An 18611-nucleotide genomic window follows, 5' to 3' on the forward strand; every position below is an offset into this window, starting at 1 on the left:
ATGAGCGCCGTACAACTGGCACCCGAAGCACCGGGCGCTCCCGTCACCGTCGCGGCCACCGGGTTCCGGCTCGCCGCCCGCCGGTTCCGCGGCAACACGCTCGCCGTGATCGGCCTGGCCGTGATCGTCGTCATCGTCCTGTTCTGCTTCGTCGGGCCGTTCCTGTACCCGACCGACCAGACCCACACCCTGCTCGAGCAGGCGAACCAGGGTCCGAGCGCGGCGCACTGGCTCGGCACCGACGCCGTCGGCCACGACGTGCTCGGCCGGCTGATGTACGGCGGCAAGGTCTCGCTCATGGTCGGCATCGCCGCCGGGGTCCTGGCCACGGTCGTCGGCACCCTGTGGGGTTCGGTCGCGGGCTACGTCGGCGGCTGGGTCGACGCGCTGATGATGCGCGTCGTCGACGCGGGCATCGCGATCCCGGCGCTGTTCATCCTGCTCGTCATCTCGGCCATCACGACCCCCGGTGTCGCCGGGCTCATCCTGATCCTCGGGCTGGTGTCGTGGCTGGTGCCGTCCCGCCTGATCCGCGCCGAGACCCTGACGCTGAAGAACCGCGACTACGTGCTCACCCTGCGCGCGATCGGCGGCTCGCACGCCCGCGCCATCGGCAAGCACCTGCTGCCGAACTCGGTGTCCACGATCGTCGTCGCCGCGACCTTCCAGGTCGCCGACGCGATCCTGCTCGTCGCCTACGTCTCGTACCTCGGGCTCGGCGTGCAGCCGCCCGCGACGGACTGGGGCGGCATGCTCTCGGCGGGACTCACCGCCGCCTACTCCGGACGCTGGTGGCTCATCGTGCCCCCGGGTCTGGCCGTGATCCTGATCGTCTGCGCGTTCAACGCCGTGGGCGACGGACTCCGGGACGCCTTCGACGTGAGGGGCCGCTGATGACCACCGAACCGATCCTGCGGACGACCGACCTCGGCGTCTCGTTCAGCACCGAGTCCGGTACCGTGTCGGCCGTGCGGGGCGTGTCCCTGACGGTCGCGCCGGGCGAGACGCTCGCCCTGGTCGGCGAGTCCGGCTCCGGCAAGTCCACGGTGGCGCTCGCCGCGATGGGGCTGCTCTCCGGCAACGCGACGGCGACGGGCAGCGCGCTCGTCGCCGGTCACGAGGTCGTCGGTGCTCCCGAACCGTCGCTCCGTGCTCTGCGGGGCTCGACGGTGTCGATGGTCTTCCAGGAGCCCGCGACGGCCCTCGACCCGCTCACCCGGGTCGGCGCGCAGATCGCCGAGGTGATCCGGAACCACCGAACGGTCACCGCCGCGCAGGCTGCGGCCGAGGCCGTCGACCTGCTCCGCCGCGTCGGCATCCCCGACCCCGGGTCGCGCACGCGGTCGTTCCCGTTCCAGCTGTCGGGTGGGCAACGCCAGCGCGTGGTGATCGCGATGGCGATCGCGAACTCGCCGAAGCTGCTCATCGCGGACGAGCCGACGACCGCCCTCGACGTGACCGTGCAGGCCGAGATCCTCGAACTGCTCCGGAAGCTCGCCGTCGACACCGGCACGGGCGTGCTGCTCGTGACGCACAACATGGGCGTCGTCGCGGACTTCGCAGACCGCGTCGCGGTCATGCTGCAGGGCGAGATCGTCGAGACCGGCAGCGTCGAGGACGTCCTGCTCCGTCCGGAGCACGAGTACACGAAGCGGCTGCTCGCCGCGGTGCCGCGGCTCGACGTGGCGGGCGACCGTCCCGCCGCCCCGGTCGACGCGGGGTCCGCTGACGCGGCGGCCGGGAGGCCCGGTGCGGCCCCGGTGGTCGACCTGCGGGACGTCACGGTGACGTTCGGGCGCGGGGCGCGCGCCGTCCACGCGTTGCAGGGGATCGACATCGCCGTGCACGCGGGCGAGACGGTCGGCCTGGTCGGCGAGTCCGGCTCCGGCAAGTCCACCGCGGCCCGGGTGGCGCTCGGGCTCATCACGCCGACGTCCGGCACGGTGTCGCTGTTCGGGCAGGACCTGCGGACCGCGAAGGGCCGTGACCGCCGTGCACTCCGCGCTGGCATCGGCGTCGTGCTGCAGGACCCGGTGGCCTCGCTCGACGCCCGGATGTCCGTGGCGGAGTGCATCGCCGAACCGCTCGCCGTGCACCGCCGTGGGATGTCGTCGGCGGACCGTCGTCGGCGGATCGACGAGGTGCTCGACGCCGTCCGGTTGCCGCGGTCCCTCGCCTCGCGTGCACCCCGCGAGCTCTCGGGCGGGCAGCGCCAGCGGGTCTCGCTCGCCCGTGCCCTGGTGCTCGAGCCGCGGTTGCTCGTCGCCGACGAACCGACCTCGGCGCTCGACGTCAGCGTGCAGGAGACCGTGCTCGAGGTCCTCGGTGAACTGCAGGACGACCTGGGGTTCGCGTGCCTGTTCGTCTCGCACGACCTGGCCGTCGTGCAGCACTTCGCCGAGCGCGTCGTGGTGATGCGCCAGGGCGTCGTCGAGGAGCAGGGCACCACCGGCACGACGCTGCTCCACCCCACGACCGACTACACCAGGCGCCTGCTCGCCGCCGTACCCGTGCCCGACCCCGTCCTGCAACGGCAGCGCCGGACGGAGCGTCTCGCCTCGCTCGCGGCGGTGACCGCGTGACCCGGGTGATCGCCGGCGTCGACGTCGGCGGCACGAACACCAAGGTCGTCCTGACGACCCCCGACCTCGAGGTCATCGACCGCGTCGACCTGCCGACGCCCGCCCACGCGGGCGGGGCGGCGATCGTGACGGCCGCCGTCGGGGCGGTGACGGGCCTGCTCGTCCGGCACCGGGCCTCCTTGACGGGTGTCGGGGTGGGCGCGGCCGGCGTGGTCGACGCGGCCACGGGCACCGTCCTGGTGACGGGCAACTCGTTCACCGGCTGGGCCGGTTACGGCGTGACCCGCGCGGTCAACGACGCCCTCGGCGTGCCGGCGACGCTCGACAACGACGTGAACGCGTTCCTGCTCGGCGAGATCGCCACCGGTGCCGTCGCGGGGGAGTCCGACGTGCTCGGGATGACCCTCGGCACCGGGGTCGGCGGTGCGTTCGTGCTCGGCGGACGGCTGTTCGCGGGGCCGCGCGGCGCCGCCGGTGAGATCGGCCACGTGCCGGGCTTCGGTGACGCGCTGTGCACCTGCGGACAGATCGGACACCTCGAGACGATCGCGGGCGCGCGTGGCATCGCCGACCGGTACGCCGAACGATCCGGCCGGCGGCTGTCGGCGCGTGACGTCGCCGTCGCCGCACGCGCCGGTGACACGGACGCCGCTGCCGTCTTCCAGGCCGCGGGGTGGGGCCTGGCGCGCGCCGCCCTGCTCACCGCGGGGATCCTCGACGTCACGACGATCGTGATCGGCGGCGGCATCGCGCGGTCGTGGGACCTGCTCGAACCGGCCATCACCGCGGCGATCGCGGCCGAGCCCCCGGTGAGCGGTGCGACGATCCGGTTGGCGCAGTCGACCCTCGGGTCGGACGCCGTGGCGCTCGGTGCCGCGTCGCAGGTGCGCGCGCTCGTGCTCGAGGCCGAGCCGGCGTAGCGACGGACCCGGGGCGGGTCGGGTCAGCGCACCCAGACGACGATGCCGCGCAGGTCGTGCAGCACGGCCGCCAGACCCGCGCGCAGCGCGCGGTCGGCGCGCTCCTCCGTGAAGGTGGACGGGTCGTAGTGGCTCGACGGTCCGAGTCCTTCGCCACGGAAGCCGCCGCCGGTCCAGTCCGCGGCCGTCACGTTCGACGTCGGCTCGGCGATCTCGGCACCCACGACCAGGAACTGCTGGTGGAGCGCCGTCGGCGACACCGCGGCGAGCGGGTCGACCATGTGGTTGCCGACGCTGATCACCAGGTCGGACCGCTCGTCGATCGCCCGGGTGACCGCCGCGATCCGGTCGTCGGCGTCCGTCGCCGACACCCTCGTGACGGTGACGTCCTCGTCCGCCGCCCACGACGCGACGGCGTCGAGCAGGGTCCGAGTCGGGGCGTCGTCGGCGTCACCGGCGTCCGACAGGAGTACGACGTCGTAGTCGTCGGGGGCGTGGACCCCGGACCACGAACCCGGCTCCGGGTGGATGGTGGCCTCGGGTGCCGGCGGCTGCGTCGGGTCGGAGAAGCCCGCGCCGAGGGCACCGGCCGTGGCGTGCGCCGTCGCCGACGTGCCGGTGCCGTCGCCGGCGTCGGTTCCGGCTCCAGCGTCGGTCCCGCCGGGTGTCGCCGAGCACCCGGCCAGCAGGGCGACGCCGGTGCTGACGAGGGCGACGGTGGTCAGCAGGACGGTCGTCCGGGCAGCGAGGCGGGTCACTGCATCATCGAAACACGTCGGTGTGCCGCACCGGGCCGGCTCCGGCGGCTGTCCGGCACCTGTCCCACTGCTGGTCACCACCTGTTCACCTGCCGGTCGTCCGAGGGCCGGATCGTCTGCGCGTGCCTTCCGGAACCCCCGTCGCGCTGCTGCGCGCCCGCCCTGCCCGTCCGTCCCGCCCGTCCGCGCTGATCGCACGGGTCGTCGCCGCGCTCCTGCTGCTCGGGGTGGTCGTCGTCGGCGTGCTGGCCGGGGCGTCGCCGGCATCGGCGCACGGCTTCAGCTCGGTCGTCTACGCGAAGGTGACATCGACGGAACCGACCGTCGTGCACGCGGAGCTCGGGCTCGAGTACGACCTGATGCTCGTGTCGGTCGCCACGAGCGAGCACGACGACGCGTTCCACACGCAGGGTCAGGCGGCCTGGGACGACGGCGACTTCCCGGGGATGGTGTCGGCGGCCGAGGCGCACACTGACGCGCTCGGGAAGTACGTGTTCGACCGGTTCTCGGTGTCCGGCGCGGGTGGGCAGGCCTGCACGGGCGTGCTCGGCGACAGCGTCACGGTCGACCTGCAGGACGAGGTGCCGTACGCCCACGTGACGGCGGACTTCACCTGCCCGGAGCCGTCGGAGACGCAGACCGGACACGTCGTGACGTCGACACTGTTCCCGGACAGTGAGACCTTCGTGCGCGACACCAAGACGATCGTCACCTACGACGTCGACGCGAAGCAGGGATCAGCGACGCTCGACGCCTCGCAGCCGTCGTTCTCGACCGAGCAGTCGGCCGGGCAGCGCTTCTGGGAGTTCTTCCGCCTCGGTGCCGAGCACCTGCTGACCGGCATCGACCACATCCTGTTCCTCGTCGCGCTCATCGCCGGGTCACGGCGCCTGCGCGAGGTGGTCTACACCGCGTCGGCGTTCACCATCGCGCACTCGATCACGTTCATCCTCGCCGCGCTCGGGGTGGTCAGCCCGCCCGCGATCGTCGTCGAGCCGCTCATCGCCCTGTCCATCGCCGCCGTGGCCGGCTGGTACCTGTGGCGGCTCTGGCGGCGCCGGTCGCGCGCCGACGAACTCGTGGTCGGTGAACACGGGCACTTCTCGCTCGACCGGGCGGGCTGGACACGCCTGGCCGTCGTGTTCGCGTTCGGGCTGATCCACGGGCTCGGGTTCGCCGGGGCGCTGGGCATCCACGAGGCGTTCTCGTGGCAGCTGCTCGTGTCGCTCCTCGTCTTCAACGTCGGCATCGAGGCCGTGCAGCTCGCGATCATCGTCATCGTCTTCCCACCGCTGTCCCTCCTGCGTCGGAAGGCCCACCGGGTCTCGCTCTGGGTCACCGGAGTCGTGACCGCCGGGGTGTTCGTGATGGGGATGATCTGGTTCGTCGAGCGGCTCGCAGCGGGATGACGGTGGTCCGCTCCTGAACAGCGACGACTTGTCACTCAGCGTTTACCAAGACGTTTCGCAGTGCATGCAGAGTCTTCCGTGCTGCACCATCCCACGTCTGAGAAACGGACCACCATGAGTCTCCTGTCCGGCGCCACCACACGGCGCAGAACCACCACCCTCCGCGTGTGCGGAGCCGTCCTCGGGGCCGCGCTCATCGCCGGCGCCTCGATGGTCGGCACGAACGTCGCCTCCGCCGCGACGAACACCCCCACCACCAACATCTCCACCGGCGGCCCGCTCCACATCCTGCTGGGCGTCGGTGCCACCGAGAGCCAGCGCATCGCCTCGTGGTACTTCCCGACGAACGTCGCGCAGTCGCTCGAGATCCAGAAGACCGCGTCGATGACCGACGGGGTCTTCACCGACGCCAAGTCGACGATCGCCGCGTCGAAGGCCGCCAACACCGCAGTCGACACGAGCACGACGGACTCGAACACGAAGAGCATCGACGGCATCGCCGCCGAGTCGGGCTACATCAACGCCCACGCCACGATCTCGGACCTCGAGCCGAACACCTCGTACACGTACCACGTCGGTGCGGCGGACGGGTCGGCCTGGTCGGCGTCGTACACCTTCACCACGAAGAGCTTCTCCGGCGACTTCGACTTCCTGTTCTTCGGTGACCCGCAGATCGGTTCGTCGGGCTACGTCGACGACGACGGCGCCGGCTGGGCGGACACGCTGCGGTACGCCACGACGACCGAGCCGGACGCCGAGCTCCTGGTCTCCGGTGGCGACCAGATCGAGCACGCCAACAACGAGTACGAGTGGGGCGCGTTCGCCGACAGCAGCGACGTCCTCAAGCGCTACCCGTGGGCCTCGACCATCGGCAACCACGACGTCGGCGGCAAGGCGTACGAGCAGCACAACCAGGTGCCGAACTCGCTCAAGGTGCCGGACTTCTACCCGGGCGGCAACACCACCGCGAACTCGGGTGGCGACTACTGGTACATGTACAAGGGCGTCCTGTTCATCGACATCAACTCGAACGCCTACGCGGCCGGATCGGACGCTGCCCACGTGAACTACGTGCGCGACGTCATCAACCGCTACGGCGACGACGCGAAGTGGACCACGCTGGTCTACCACCACTCGATCTACTCGCCGGCCGACCACGCGAACGACAAGGACAACCAGCAGCGCCGGTTCGACTTCACGCGTGCGTTCTCCGACATGGGCGTCGACCTCGTCCTGCAGGGCCACGACCACTCCTACTCGCGCAGCTACGCGATCAAGAACGGCAAGAAGGCCAACGTCAACGAGCAGCCCGCTGCTCCCGAGGTCTTCTCCGGCCCCGGCGGCGTCATCTACATGACGGCGAACTCGGCCTCCGGCTCGAAGTACTACGACCTGACCGCTCCGGACGCCACCCAGAGCGGCTACGGCGCAGACCCGCTCGACCCGACCGGCAAGCGCCACTGGGCCAACTCGGTCGAGAACCAGGAGCACGTCCGCTCCTTCGTCAAGGTCTCGGTCACCGACGAGAAGCTCTCCGTGCAGGACATCCGCGCCGGCGACTGCACCACGCTCAACTCGGCGGTCCAGCACGGCAACGTCGACAGCTGCGGCGTGACGCTCCAGCCGACCGCCACCGCCGACCCGGCCGCGATCGGATCGACCGTCGACCAGTTCGACCTGCACGCCACGCTGCCCGCGACGACCACGACGCTCGCCGTCTCCGCCGCGTCGCAGACCGTCAACGCGGCGAAGCCGGCCACGGTCACCGCGACCATCGCCGGTGGCATCGGCAAGCAGCAGGGCACGCTGACGGTCTCGGACGGCAAGAAGGTCCTCGGCACCGTCCCCGTCAAGAACAGCACCGCGACCATGACGCTCCCGAGCGCCCTGGCCATCGGCACGCACGCGCTCACCGCCAAGTTCGTCAACGCGGACTCGACCTTCTCGGGCACCGACTCGGCGACCGCGAAGGCCACCACCGTCACCGTCACGAAGGCCCCGTCCCGGACGGCGCTCAAGTACAGCGGCGGCAAGGCGACCGTGCAGGTCAAGGCCACGGGCTTCACCGTGAACGGCACCGCGCGGATCTACCAGGGCACGAAGCGCCTGGCGACCGTCACCGTCAAGAACGGCAAGGTCACCTCGGCGCTCGCGCTGAAGAAGGGCACGCACAAGCTGCACGCCGTCTTCGCCGGCACCGACACCCTGACGACGAGCACCAGCCCGGTGCAGTCGATCGTCATCAAGTAACACCAGCGCACCAGCGCACCAGCGAGGGCCCCGCGACTCCGGTCGCGGGGCCCTCGTGCGTCGTTCAGGACTGCGCGATCGTGAAGCGAGGACGACGATCGCCACGGGTGTGCCGACCACGGCGACCATCACGACCACAAGGCTCCGTGGGATCGATCGGTTCCGAACACGTTGTGTAAGCGATGGGTTACTGGTGGTACTTGTAAGCGATCGGTGACAGGGTTACGCTGTAACCGGACGATTACAGCGGAGGCGCACATGCGAGTCGACACTGCCCTTGCACTGGGCGATCTCGTGCACGAACGCCGCACGCGTCTCGGTTGGTCCCAGGCTGAACTCGCCGAGCGGATGGGTGTCAGCCGCCGATGGGTCAACGAGTTCGAGGGCGGAAAGGGCACCGCGCAGCTCCGTCTGGCCTTCGACGCGCTGACCGTCCTCGGCCTTGTCCTCGAGGCGAACGAGCGTGACCGATGAGCGAGCTGCGCGCGTTCCTCGACGGTGTGCCGGTTGGCACCTTCGAGATGAGCACCGGTGGGAACACCACCTTCACCTACGACGAGGCGTACCGGAACCTGCCCGACGCGACCCCGGTGTCGTTGTCGATGCGAACCGGCCGCGCCAGATGGAAGGCAAAGGCGGCCGGACCGTTCCTCGCGGGACTGCTTCCCGACAGCCCGGAGCGGCTGCGCGAACTCGCTTCGGAGCACCACGTCACCGAGAACCCGTTCCGGCTGCTTGAGCGCCTCGGCCGTGATGCCGCTGGTGCCGTGCAGCTGCTCCCTCCGGCGACGGACTCCTCGGACGCGGCGGTCCGGCGTGGTGCCGTGCACCGCCTGACGGACGACGACTTCGACGGCTTGGTCGACGCGCTCGCGCGCAACCCGGGATCGTGGGGCGGCACGATGAACGCCGGACGGTGGTCGCTCGCGGGCGCGCAGAGCAAAGCCGCCCTGTTCCGCTTCGACGACGGGACCTGGGGTGTGCCGCAGGACTCGACCCCGACGACCCACATCATCAAGCCCGTCATCGCGACGATGCCGGACCACGACGTGAACGAGTACGTGTCGATGGAGGCCGCTCGGCTCCTCGGGCTGCAGGTCGCGGACCACGAGTTGCTGCGGACCTCAACCGGCGCCCGGGTGTTCGTCAGCAAGCGGTACGACCGAGGCCGTGACGATGACGGGTCATGGCGTCGGCTCCACCAGGAGGACCTCTGCCAAGCGCTGTCCGTCTACCCGTCCAGGAAGTACCAGGAAGAGGGCGGACCATCGGCGAAGCAGATCGCGGTGCTCCTCCGCGGAGCCATCGCGCAGCCCGACGAACGCCGTGATGCGCAGCGACGGTTCTTCGAGGCGCTGGTGCTGAACGTCGCGATGCTCGGAACGGATGCCCACGCGAAGAACTACTCGCTCCTCCTCGACGGCCCCTCTGTCCGCCTGGCGCCTCTGTACGACCTCGGCTCACACGCTGCGTACCCGTCAGCTGACGGTTCGACGCTGCGCGGCGCGATGTCCGTCGGCGACGAGTACCGCTTCGACGGGATCGGTGAGGAGCAGTTCCGTGACATCGGCAGGTCCCTGGACATCGCTCCGGACGAGGCAACCGATCGCTACCGAAACATCACCTCCGGCGTCGCCGCAGCGTTCGCGCAGGCGGCGGCAACGGTGGAGGAGCCATTCGGTCGAGAGCTCGCCGACGCTGTGGCACGGAACGCGACGCGTCGCGGTTGGTGAGCTGAGCGGAGAGCGACCGCGCGCTCCGCGCGGGTCGCGGCTACGCTCCACTCCACCGGGGCCAGGGGCGGCCCCACCAGGGGACCAGGGGCACACCATGACGGGACGACGACGCGCGACGGTCGGGATCACGATCGCACTCACACTGATCGGCGTGCTCATCGCGCCCGTCACCGCGGCCGTGGCCGCTCCGGACGACGGTGCGCTCACCGTCATGCTGACCGACCCGGAGAAGCGGCCGCTCGCGATGGAGGGCGTGGTCGTCGACCTCCGCGCCCCGGACGGCAGCACCGCTGACTCGGCGACGAGCGACCGCCGCGGCCGGATGACGTTCGACGCGGTCCCGGCAGGCACCTGGACGCTGCACGGTGAACGCGAGGGCTCGTACGGCTTCGACGACGTGGTCCCGGCGGAGCGGACCGGCGTCGTGGTCAGCGCCGGTGGGCACGAGACCGTCGTGCTCGTGGTGCGGCGGGGTGCCTCGATCGGCGGCACCGCCCACAACCCGTACGGCGCGGACCTGTCCGGCGCAGCGGTCGTCGTCCGTGGCTGGAACACCGGCACCGTGCGGCGGACCGTCACCTCGCCCGACGGTCACTACTGGGTGCACGGCCTGCCGAGCGACGACTACAGCGTGCAGGTCAACGCGCACGACGAGACGCTCGACTCGTGGCCGGCGTTGCGCAACGAGTCGTGGGGCTTCCACCGTGATCCCGACTCCACCGCTGAGCGCTCGTACGTCCGGGTCGCGCACCAGGCCGGGGGCCGCACCGAGACGGTCGTGGACGGCATCGATGCGAGCTCGACCCGGGGCGTCACCCTGACCGGGATCCTCAACCCGCAGCTCGACACCGACTTCACCGGCGCCACCGTGCACGTGTACGGGGAGTCGATCGGCAGCACCTTCGACACGCACCTGAGCTACTGGTCGCCCGGTCGGGGCGGGACCTTCGGCGCAGTCCTGAGCCCCGGACGCTACAAGGTCGAGGTCGTCGGCTGGTCGCCGACCCAGCGCCGGTACGTGTCGTACTGGTACGGCGGTGAGGGCAACCGGCCCGTCGCGGACCGCGCGGCGTCGCACACGATCGTCATCCGCGACGAGAGCCGGTCGATCTCGTTCTGGAGCACCCGCTGACGGCTTCGTCGTCTGCTCAGAACTCGCGGGCGGCGACGTCGGGTCGCTGCGACGCCACGAGGAGTCTGCGGAGCTGGTCCGCGCTGACGGGTGCGCCGGGGTCGGCGAGGTGGTCGCGTGCGAACCCCTCCGGATCGGCCGCGTAGATCGGCGTGTAGGCACCGGACTCCGGCTCGGAGCGCCACGACTCCGCCAGACTCCCGGAGTCGACGGGGTCGAACCCCAGGGCGTCCACGATCGACGAGACGGACGCCTTCGCCCCGGCGTCGTCCCCCGCGACCGCCAGTGCCGTGCGCGGCTCGGAGCCGGACAGCGTCGGGATGTGGTGGGCCACGATGTTGTTGAACGCCTTGACCAGCGCGACACCCGGTAGCAGCGACTGCTCGTACTCGGCGGTCGTGCTCGTCAGCGTGTCCAGCTCCTCGATCCGGCCGTCTCGGTAGGGGTAGTAGTTGCCCGTGGACAGCACCGTCCTGCCGGCCAGCGCGTCGAGCGGCAGGGCCCGGTAGGAAGCGAGTGGGACCGTCAGCACCGTGACGTCCCCGAACCGGGCGGCAGCTCGAGCGTCGCCAGCCTGCGCGCGGGGCCCGAGTTCGTGGACGAGGTCGGCGAGCGACTCCGGCCCGCGTGAGTTCGCGACGAGGACCTCGAGCCCGGCCGTGACGGCCCGTCTGGCGATCGCGCTCCCGATCGCTCCGCTGCCGATGATGCCGATGCGTGTCATGGTCGTGCTCCTTGCGTCGCTGGTTCGTGGTCGTCGGTGGGTGGGGCCGTCCAGCCGCTCCTGAGCAGCGTCGTGAGGGCGCCGGTGGTCGTGGCGTCCGCCATGGCAGCTCCTCGCACCCAGCTGATGGCCAATGCCGCGAGGAACAGATCGCGTGCGCGCACGTCGCGTCGGGCGCTGCCGTCCTTCTGCGCAGCGCGCAGGAACGAAGCGGTCGTCGTGACGAACCCCTCGCAGGTCATCGACAGCGGGGAAGAGTCGGTCATCGTCGCGGTGCGCAACGGGTCCGGCAGCCCGTCGAAGGCGCTGGCCCACTCGACGACTGCGTCGAGCCAGCCTGCCAGCGCGTCGGCGGTGGCCACCGACCCGGCGAGGAGCCGATCGCGTCGCGCGACGAGGGCGTCATCGCGGGCGGCGAGCAGGGTCGCCAGCAAGGACTCCCGGTTCGGGAAGTGCCGGTACAGGGTGCCGGCACCGACGCCGGCCTGCTTCGCGATCGCATCGAGCGAGCCGGAAACGCCGTGCGCCGAGAAGTGCTGCTCGGCGACGTCCAGGATGTGGTCACGGTTGCGCTGCGCGTCAGCTCGGGGAGCGCGGCCTGCTCGGGTCGTGGTGGTCGCCATACGGGTTCGGTCCCCTCTCCGGAGACTGTCTCCGGAACTCCTAAGAGGAGACTATCTCCATTTCGGCCGTCCGCCGAAGTGCGGACTGGCGCGGCCCCCGAACGAGGGTCAGGATGCTGCCTAGTTGCACAACGCAACGGGTCAGGTGCTTCCCCCGACAGAGGAGTCGTCATGAAGAAGTCCATCGCAGCCGCGTTCGCCGCGGCAGCCGTCATCACCGCAGGCGTGTTCGCCGCGTCACCCGCCTCGGCCCTGCCGGCCAGCACCAAGGTCGTCGGCGGCGAGAAGGCCCCCACCACCTCGTGGGCGGTCCAGCTCGAAGCGTCGGGCGGCTCCATCCCGTCGGGTTACGTCAGCAACTGCACCGGCGAGCAGATCAACGCTTCGTGGATCCTCACCGCCCGCCACTGCATCGACGGCATCGGTGCGATGAACGTCTACCACTCGAACTCCACGACCAACCGGGGCACCGCCGTCGCCGTCGACCGGGTCTCCGCCGCACCGGCCGGCGACATCGCGCTCGTGCACCTGAAGAGTGCCTACTCGCTGTCCACCTACGCCCCGCTCGACCTCACCGCGACCGCCAAGTCGAGCGGCACCGGCACCATCCAGGGCTACGGCCTGCGCGCGAACGCGACCCAGTCCGACGGCCTCTACCAGGCCACCGTCTCGCTCACCGGTGCGAGCACCGATGCGTACAGCGGTCGTGCGCAGCACCTCACCGGCGTGACCGGCGCCTCGAACCACGGCGACTCCGGCGGCCCGCTGCTCGTGAACGGCAAGGTCGTCGCCGTCTGCTCCACCGGTGACAGCGCCGACCCCGGCGCCGACACCAAGGCCGGCTCGAACTACGCCCTGCTGTCGCAGGCCTCGTCCTGGATCCGGACCACGGCCGGCGTCTGAACCACGTGACGGACGGGAGGCCCGTGGCGACGCCGCCACGGGCCTCCCGTCCGTCATCAGCCGTGTCCCAGGACCGCAGCGGCTGAACGCGCGTCCACGCGCGACGACGACAGTGGAACGCATGAGCCAGTACGACAAGCGCGACCCGAACACCCTCTACCCGGCGCCGCCGTACCCGAAGCAGGAGCAGTCGCTGCCGGGTGCCGCGTGGAAGATGGACCCGAAGCCCGACCACGGCGAGGAGAGCTACGTCGGCCGGGAACGCCTCACCGGCTACCGCGGCATCATCACCGGCGCCGACTCCGGCATCGGTCGCGCCGCCGCCATCGCCCTGTCGCGTGAGGGTGCCGACCTGGTGCTGTCCTACCTGCCGGACGAGCAGCAGGACGCCGAACAGGTCCGCGATCTGCTCGAGTCCGAGGGGCGTCGCGCCGTCCTGTTCCCCGGGGACATCTCCGACGAGCAGTACTGCAAGGACCTGGTGCAGAAGGGCGTCGACGAGTTCGGCGGCCTCGACACCCTGGTCATGGTCGCCGGCCGGATGGACAGCAACGAGGACATCCTGACCCTCGACACGTCGATGTTCGACTCGACGTTCAAGACCAACATCTACTCGCTGTTCTGGCTGACCAAGGCAGCGGTGCCGCACCTCGAGCCGGGCTCCACCATCGTGACGACCGGTTCGATCCAGGCGTCGACTCCCTCGGCCGACAAGATCGACTACGCCGTGTCGAAGGGTGCGATCAAGCTCTTCACCGAGGCCGTCGCCCAGCAGCTCGCGCCGAAGGGCATCCGTGTGAACTCCGTCGCCCCCGGACCGGTCTGGACGCCGCTGCAGCCGGGATCCGACGACGCCGAAACCGTGTCGCACTTCGGCGAGACCTCGCCGTTCGGTCGGCCCGGACAGCCGGCCGAGCTCGGTGCCGCGTACGTGCACCTGGTGAGCCCGGAGTCGAGCTACCAGTCAGGGTCGACGATCACGATCGCCGGCGGAACGCCCGCGTTCTGATCGGCGTCGTGACAGACGAAGGAGACCACGTGTCAGGAGTGACGCACACCGTGCTGGTCGAGTGGGACGGAGCGGACCGGTCGTCCGAGGCCGACGCCCTGTCGCGCGAGCACCTGCCGCGGATCGACGGTGTCGAGTCCGTGCAGTTGGGGACGAGCGTGAGCACCGAGGGTCTGGAGGGCGGGTTCCACTGGATGCTCGTGGTCCGGTTCCGCGATCGGGCAGCGCTCGCCGGGTACCTGCCGCATCCGGAGCACCGGCCGGTGGCGGAGTTCATCGGTGGTGCGAGTGCCCGGGTCGTGGTGTTCGACGTCGAGGACGCAGCCGCCAAGTAACGCTCTGGTTGCGATGGACGCCGGGGGGCCCGTTGCCCGTCGGGCGTCGACGTACGGTGGATTGCTCGACATCCGCCGTCGGAGGGAACAGACGATGCCCGGCAACCAGAACCCGCGCGTGCAGGACGGTACGAAGCCACTGCTGGACGACGGTGGCGGCCTTGTGAAGGGTGCCGTCCGGACCACCGGGATCATCATTGCGCTCATGGCATCGACTGTGCTGGCAGCATGCTCCGGAGCGCCGGTTTCGACGCCGACCCGGACCGTTACCGCGACCGCGACCGCGAGTGCCGTCGCGCCGCCGGAGCCGACGGCAGACACGAGCACGCCGACCCCCACCGCGACGGAGGCGGCGTTCAGCCTGTCGGACCCCGCCACCTGGACGATCTCGGCGGAGGAGGTCGGCCCGATCGCCCTCGGTGGCGAACTCCAGGGGGAGATCGACGACCTGTCTGCGGCCTACACCCGCAGCTCGGATGCGTGCCCGGCCAGCCCGGAGACTTCGTTCTGGGAGAGCGCCGATGCGCCTTGGCTCGCTGTCGTCCCGCGCGGCGGCAACGTGGCCGGTGTCGCCGTCGGCGGTCTGAGCCCGGAACCGGTGAAGACGAACTCGCCCGAGACCGCAGCCGGGATCGGTGTCGGCACTGCGCTGGCCGAGGTGCAGTCCGCGTACCCGGACCTGCAGTACACGGGCACCTACGGCGAGGAACAAGGACCGTTCTCGCTGTGGAGTGTCCAGATCGGCGGAAGTTACATCACGTTCCAGCTCGGGGAGGACGGCGCGACGGTCGGCATGATCTGGGTGGGTGCGGTCGCCATGCCGCCGTACGAGTACTGCGCCTGACGGGCCGTCGTTACCGACTGGGGGAATCGACACCCAGCAGGCCGAGGAGCGCGAGCGCGTCGGCATCGGGTGACCCGGGCGGGGCCGTGTAGAGGACGAGGTGCTGGTCCCGATCCGTCAACGCGAGGCTGTCGCAGTCGACCGTCACCGCCCCCACCGCCGGGTGGTCGAACGTCTTGGTGAGCACCGGTGTCGTCTGCACGTCGTGGCGATCCCACAGGCGCGCGAACACCGGGTTGCCGTCACGGAGTTCCTCGACGAGACCGACGACGTCAGGGTCGTCCGGGTACCGCGTTCGGCTCGTCCTAAGTTGCATGACGACGTGCCGCTGAAACTCGGCGCCGTCCGAGATTCCGTAGGGCCGAGCTGCCTGGTGGACGGCTTCGGTCGGGAAGGCGCGGCGGGCGAGGTTCCGGTCGGCCGGTGCGAGCAACGCGAAGTCCTCCATGAGCGCCGCCGCGAGGGGGTTCCAGGCGAGGACCTCGAAGCTGGCGGACAAGACGATCGCAGCGGTCTGCGGCAATCGTTCGACGAGCGCGAGGATGCTCGGGCGCACGTCACGCTGGACTCGGCCGACCTGCAACGGTGCCGTGCCGGACAAGGCGTGCAGGTGCTCCGACTCCGCCGATGTCAGCAGGAGCGATCCTGCGATTCCGGCGAGTACTTCTGCTGACGGGCGGGGCGCACGCCCCTGCTCGAGCCGGACGTAGTACTCCGTGGAGATGTGGGCGAGGACCGCTACTTCCTCACGGCGGAGGCCAGGCGTCCGGCGGCGCGACCCGGTCGGCAGTCCGACGTCCTCGGGGCGCAACCGCTCACGTCGTGAGCGGAGGAAGGCGGCGAGTTCCGGCTTGTCCATGACCCGAGTCTCCACCGGTTCCGGCCGGAGATCCTGGTACCGCTCGTACCTGTATCCGCACGCTCCCTCGGCGTGACGCTGAGCGCATGACGAACGACATCACATCCAACCCGATCGGCCTCTTGTCCGACAAGGTCATCCTCATCACCGGCGCGAGCCGTGGCATCGGCGCCGCGGCTGCTCGGCTCTTCGCGGATGAAGGCGCCCGTGTGGTCCTCGCTGCCCGCAGCGCCCACGCACTCGAGGGGATCGTCGCCGAAGTCCGTGCGGCCGGGGGCACGGCAGACGCTGTCGCACTCGACCTCGCGGACCCGGACAGCATCCGCGCGGCCGTCGAGCAGGTCGACGAGCTGCACGGCCGACTCGACGGGGCGTTCAACAACGGCGCCGCGATCCAGCAGCCCGGACCGCTCGACACCACCAGCGACGAGGACATCGATACCCAGTTCGCCGTGAACTTCCGCGGTCACTGGGTGGCGATGACCGCCGAGGCCGCGCTGATGCGTCGCTCCGGCGGCGGCGCGATCGTCAACACGTCGAGCATCGGCAGCCGCCGCGCGAACCCGGCGCTGCCGGCGTACGGCGCGATGAAGCGCGCACTGAACAGCATCACCGAGACGGCCGCGGTGACCTGGGCGCCCGAGCACATCCGGGTGAACGGGATCACGCCGGGTGGCACCGCGACCGAGATGATCGAAGCGTGGGAGGCGGCGACGCCTGGCGTCACCGCCCAGATCACCGCTTCGGTCCCACTCGGGCGGATGGCTGAGCCAGCGGAGGTCGCCGAGGTCGCCGCGTGGTTGCTCAGCGACCGCGCGGCGATGGTGACGGGGGCGATCGTTCCGGTCGACGGGGGTGCCGGGGCCTGACGCCCACCGCTACGCTGGAAGCACGACGGGCCGGCTACCGGAACGTCGCCAGCCAAAGGCCCCGCTTGCGGGGCCTTTGTTCGTGCACCCGTCAGTGCTGCTTCCGGCGGCGGACGGCCTGCAGTGCGACGACCGCGGCACCGATGACGGCGAGACCGCCGGCCCAGGGGAGCAGGTGCATCGCGTCCGACCCCGTGTAGGCGAGCTCGCCCGTGGTCACGGTCGGAGTGGCGACCGTGCCCGTGGGGGAGACGGCCAGAGCCGCGGTGGGCTGGACGTCGACCGCGAAGGCGGTGGCGAACCCGCTCGAGGCGACCTCGAGGGAGTGCGTCGACGCCTCGGGGAACGTGACGTCGGTCGCGACCCACGGATCGCGGCTCGGCGTGATGACGTCGGAAGGGTGATCCGAGGTCACCGTGAACGGCACCGGGTAGCCGTCGGCGTCGTCGACCTCGTTGCCGAAGCGGTCGACCAGGTGGCCGCTGACGAGCAGGGTCCCGCCCTGGTCGATGGTGGGCTGGCCGCCCTCGAACCCGGCCCCGAACCCGATGTACCCGCCGTCGGGCTGACGGGTGGTCTCGTTCTCGAACGTCCAGACGGTGCCGTCGCGTTCGATGACCCAGCTGGTGGAGTGCGCGGTGAGGAAGGTGTCCTTGTCCTCGGCGGTGACCTCCACGCCGAGCGGTGCGGCGGCGTCGATCGTGATGTTGACGTACTGCGACGCGGTCGTGGTGCCGCTCGTCGCGACGATGCGGAACGCGTAGGTGCCGGAGTAGCGGGGTTTCCCGGAGAGCGCGCCGGTGGCGTGGTCAAGGGACAGGCCGTACGGCAGGTACCCGGACTCGTCACCGTCGTCCTCGCTCGCGTACGGATCGTCGAGCGAGTAGTAGGCGGCCGAGTACGTCGGTGCGGGGAAGCCCTCTGCGGCGAACGTGTGGGTGAAACGCTCACCTGCGACCGCGGAGAACGTGATCGGGTCGTCTTCGGTCGAGGCCTCCGGGAAGGCCGCCGCGTGCGTGACGACGGCCGTCGTGGTCGTCGCGGACTCGTCGGTGTCGCTGGTGATCGTGACGCTGATGGTCTTGCCGGCGTCCGCGGCAGCGACGACGTACGAGTCGGTGGTGGTCGGCAGGATCGCGTCGCCGCTGGCCCACGTGTAGGTCAGCTCGCCGGTGAAGTCGTGCCCGGTCGCCGTCAGGGTGCTGCCGACGGTCGCGTCCCCGGTGATCGTCACGGTCGGCGTCGCGGCCGGTTCTGCTGTGACGGGCGCGGTGGGATCGGGGGTCGCAGTCGCGGCCGGCGTGCTGACCGGCAGGGACGGTTCCGCGGTGGGATCAGCTGTCGCCTTGGCCGTCGGCGTGGACGTCGCCGCGGGAACCGGCGGAGCCGACTCGTCAGCGCCGTCGGCCGTGCTGTCAGTGCCCTGCGCCGGGGACGCGGTCGCGGTGCTCGTCGGCGCGACGGGCTGCTCGTCGGCGAAGGCGGTCGTGGCCGTCAACGCGCCGAAGCCGGTGCTCAGGCCGATGACGGCGATGGTCGCGCCGATCGCGCAGGCGCGTCGAAGTGTTGCAGTGCTGTGCTGCACGGGTGGTCCCCTCGGGTGTGCAGTCCGGCAGGAGACCGGACGTCTGAGATCGCCGGAAGCCGGCGCTCTCGGA

18 protein-coding genes are annotated in these 18611 nt (G+C 70.7%); 13 read left to right on the plus strand and 5 right to left on the minus strand.

What is annotated here, in order from left to right:
* From EDF28_RS04140 to EDF28_RS04150, 3 genes are read left to right on the plus strand one after another with little or no spacing between them, the layout of a single operon-like run.
* Nucleotides 1-894, plus strand: coding sequence for an ABC transporter permease (locus tag EDF28_RS04140; protein WP_111085912.1), 894 nt, complete (start codon nt 1-3; stop codon nt 892-894).
* The gene (locus EDF28_RS04145; RefSeq protein WP_123937257.1) at nt 894-2582 is read left to right on the plus strand and encodes an ABC transporter ATP-binding protein; all 1689 of its coding nucleotides are present in this window, start codon (nt 894-896) and stop codon (nt 2580-2582) included. Before EDF28_RS04140 ends, EDF28_RS04145 begins: the two co-directional genes overlap by 1 nt.
* The gene (locus EDF28_RS04150) at nt 2579-3502 is read left to right on the plus strand and encodes an ROK family protein (protein WP_207895507.1); all 924 of its coding nucleotides are present in this window, start codon (nt 2579-2581) and stop codon (nt 3500-3502) included. Before EDF28_RS04145 ends, EDF28_RS04150 begins: the two co-directional genes overlap by 4 nt.
* A gap of 23 nt (nt 3503-3525) precedes the next feature.
* On the opposite strand, the gene EDF28_RS04155 is transcribed toward EDF28_RS04150, so the two are convergent.
* Complete coding sequence (locus tag EDF28_RS04155) at nt 3526-4260, minus strand: hypothetical protein (RefSeq protein ID WP_123937258.1); 735 nt, start codon at nt 4258-4260, stop codon at nt 3526-3528.
* Nucleotides 4261-4382: 122 nt separating this feature from the next.
* On the opposite strand from EDF28_RS04155, the gene EDF28_RS04160 reads away from it, so the two are divergent.
* The 5 genes from EDF28_RS04160 to EDF28_RS04180 all read left to right on the plus strand — a co-directional run bounded on the left by EDF28_RS04160 (nt 4383) and on the right by EDF28_RS04180 (nt 10787).
* Nucleotides 4383-5669, plus strand: coding sequence for a HupE/UreJ family protein (locus tag EDF28_RS04160; protein ID WP_123937259.1), 1287 nt, complete (start codon nt 4383-4385; stop codon nt 5667-5669).
* A 114-nt stretch (nt 5670-5783) separates the two neighbouring features.
* Complete coding sequence (locus EDF28_RS04165; RefSeq protein ID WP_221182538.1) at nt 5784-7919, plus strand: metallophosphoesterase family protein; 2136 nt, start codon at nt 5784-5786, stop codon at nt 7917-7919.
* A 258-nt stretch (nt 7920-8177) separates the two neighbouring features.
* Nucleotides 8178-8393, plus strand: coding sequence for a helix-turn-helix domain-containing protein (locus EDF28_RS04170; protein ID WP_123937260.1), 216 nt, complete (start codon nt 8178-8180; stop codon nt 8391-8393).
* Entirely contained in the window at nt 8390-9652 is a 1263-nt protein-coding gene (locus EDF28_RS04175) for a type II toxin-antitoxin system HipA family toxin (RefSeq protein WP_123937261.1), read from the plus strand. Before EDF28_RS04170 ends, EDF28_RS04175 begins: the two co-directional genes overlap by 4 nt.
* A gap of 97 nt (nt 9653-9749) precedes the next feature.
* Nucleotides 9750-10787, plus strand: coding sequence for a carboxypeptidase-like regulatory domain-containing protein (locus EDF28_RS04180; protein WP_123937262.1), 1038 nt, complete (start codon nt 9750-9752; stop codon nt 10785-10787).
* A gap of 16 nt (nt 10788-10803) precedes the next feature.
* Here the strand turns inward: EDF28_RS04180 and EDF28_RS04185 are convergent, their stop codons facing one another.
* Together EDF28_RS04185 and EDF28_RS04190 are read right to left on the minus strand one after the other, a co-directional pair.
* The gene (locus EDF28_RS04185; RefSeq protein ID WP_123937263.1) at nt 10804-11511 is read right to left on the minus strand and encodes an NADPH-dependent F420 reductase; all 708 of its coding nucleotides are present in this window, start codon (nt 11509-11511) and stop codon (nt 10804-10806) included.
* Nucleotides 11508-12134, minus strand: coding sequence for a TetR/AcrR family transcriptional regulator (locus tag EDF28_RS04190; RefSeq protein ID WP_123937264.1), 627 nt, complete (start codon nt 12132-12134; stop codon nt 11508-11510). The genes EDF28_RS04185 and EDF28_RS04190 overlap by 4 nt, the downstream gene beginning before the upstream one ends.
* Nucleotides 12135-12305: 171 nt before the next feature.
* On the opposite strand from EDF28_RS04190, the gene EDF28_RS04195 reads away from it, so the two are divergent.
* The 4 genes from EDF28_RS04195 to EDF28_RS04210 all read left to right on the plus strand — a co-directional run bounded on the left by EDF28_RS04195 (nt 12306) and on the right by EDF28_RS04210 (nt 15225).
* Complete coding sequence (locus tag EDF28_RS04195) at nt 12306-13037, plus strand: trypsin-like serine protease (protein WP_123294589.1); 732 nt, start codon at nt 12306-12308, stop codon at nt 13035-13037.
* 121 nt (nt 13038-13158) lie between these two features.
* A complete protein-coding gene (locus EDF28_RS04200; protein WP_123937265.1) occupies nt 13159-14046 on the plus strand; it encodes an SDR family oxidoreductase in 888 nt (295 codons plus the stop codon).
* Nucleotides 14047-14075: 29 nt separating this feature from the next.
* Nucleotides 14076-14381 carry a Dabb family protein gene (locus EDF28_RS04205; RefSeq protein ID WP_185094126.1) on the plus strand — a complete coding sequence of 102 codons (306 nt, stop codon included), beginning with the start codon at nt 14076-14078 and terminating at the stop codon, nt 14379-14381.
* Nucleotides 14382-14475: 94 nt separating this feature from the next.
* The gene (locus tag EDF28_RS04210; RefSeq protein ID WP_123937267.1) at nt 14476-15225 is read left to right on the plus strand and encodes a hypothetical protein; all 750 of its coding nucleotides are present in this window, start codon (nt 14476-14478) and stop codon (nt 15223-15225) included.
* A gap of 10 nt (nt 15226-15235) precedes the next feature.
* Here the strand turns inward: EDF28_RS04210 and EDF28_RS04215 are convergent, their stop codons facing one another.
* Nucleotides 15236-16084: a helix-turn-helix transcriptional regulator gene (locus tag EDF28_RS04215; RefSeq protein ID WP_123294637.1), complete on the minus strand. Its 849-nt coding sequence runs from the start codon at nt 16082-16084 to the stop codon at nt 15236-15238.
* 86 nt (nt 16085-16170) lie between these two features.
* Here EDF28_RS04215 and EDF28_RS04220 point away from each other — a divergent pair, with 86 nt between their 5' ends.
* Nucleotides 16171-16953: an SDR family NAD(P)-dependent oxidoreductase gene (locus tag EDF28_RS04220; RefSeq protein ID WP_123937268.1), complete on the plus strand. Its 783-nt coding sequence runs from the start codon at nt 16171-16173 to the stop codon at nt 16951-16953.
* A 91-nt stretch (nt 16954-17044) separates the two neighbouring features.
* Here the strand turns inward: EDF28_RS04220 and EDF28_RS04225 are convergent, their stop codons facing one another.
* On the minus strand, nt 17045-18538 hold the full coding sequence (locus EDF28_RS04225) for a putative Ig domain-containing protein (protein ID WP_123937269.1): 1494 nt from the start codon (nt 18536-18538) through the stop codon (nt 17045-17047).
* Between the last annotated feature and the right edge of the window lie 73 nt (nt 18539-18611).

Origin of the sequence: Curtobacterium sp. PhB137 (assembly GCF_003814955.1) — a bacterium.
Classification (GTDB): Bacteria; Actinomycetota; Actinomycetes; order Actinomycetales; family Microbacteriaceae; genus Curtobacterium.

Bases quoted from the DNA above. Each gene is read 5' to 3' on its own strand.
- EDF28_RS04140 (WP_111085912.1), top strand. From the start codon at position 1: ATGAGCGCCGTACAACTGGCACCCGAAGCACCGGGCGCTCCCGTCACC.
- EDF28_RS04145 (WP_123937257.1), top strand. From the start codon at position 894: ATGACCACCGAACCGATCCTGCGGACGACCGACCTCGGCGTCTCGTTC.
- EDF28_RS04165 (WP_221182538.1), top strand. From the start codon at position 5,784: ATGAGTCTCCTGTCCGGCGCCACCACACGGCGCAGAACCACCACCCTC.
- EDF28_RS04170 (WP_123937260.1), top strand. From the start codon at position 8,178: ATGCGAGTCGACACTGCCCTTGCACTGGGCGATCTCGTGCACGAACGC.
- EDF28_RS04175 (WP_123937261.1), top strand. From the start codon at position 8,390: ATGAGCGAGCTGCGCGCGTTCCTCGACGGTGTGCCGGTTGGCACCTTC.
- EDF28_RS04180 (WP_123937262.1), top strand. From the start codon at position 9,750: ATGACGGGACGACGACGCGCGACGGTCGGGATCACGATCGCACTCACA.
- EDF28_RS04185 (WP_123937263.1), bottom strand. From the start codon at position 11,511: ATGACACGCATCGGCATCATCGGCAGCGGAGCGATCGGGAGCGCGATC.
- EDF28_RS04190 (WP_123937264.1), bottom strand. From the start codon at position 12,134: ATGGCGACCACCACGACCCGAGCAGGCCGCGCTCCCCGAGCTGACGCG.
- EDF28_RS04195 (WP_123294589.1), top strand. From the start codon at position 12,306: ATGAAGAAGTCCATCGCAGCCGCGTTCGCCGCGGCAGCCGTCATCACC.
- EDF28_RS04200 (WP_123937265.1), top strand. From the start codon at position 13,159: ATGAGCCAGTACGACAAGCGCGACCCGAACACCCTCTACCCGGCGCCG.
- EDF28_RS04210 (WP_123937267.1), top strand. From the start codon at position 14,476: ATGCCCGGCAACCAGAACCCGCGCGTGCAGGACGGTACGAAGCCACTG.
- EDF28_RS04215 (WP_123294637.1), bottom strand. From the start codon at position 16,084: ATGGACAAGCCGGAACTCGCCGCCTTCCTCCGCTCACGACGTGAGCGG.
- EDF28_RS04220 (WP_123937268.1), top strand. From the start codon at position 16,171: ATGACGAACGACATCACATCCAACCCGATCGGCCTCTTGTCCGACAAG.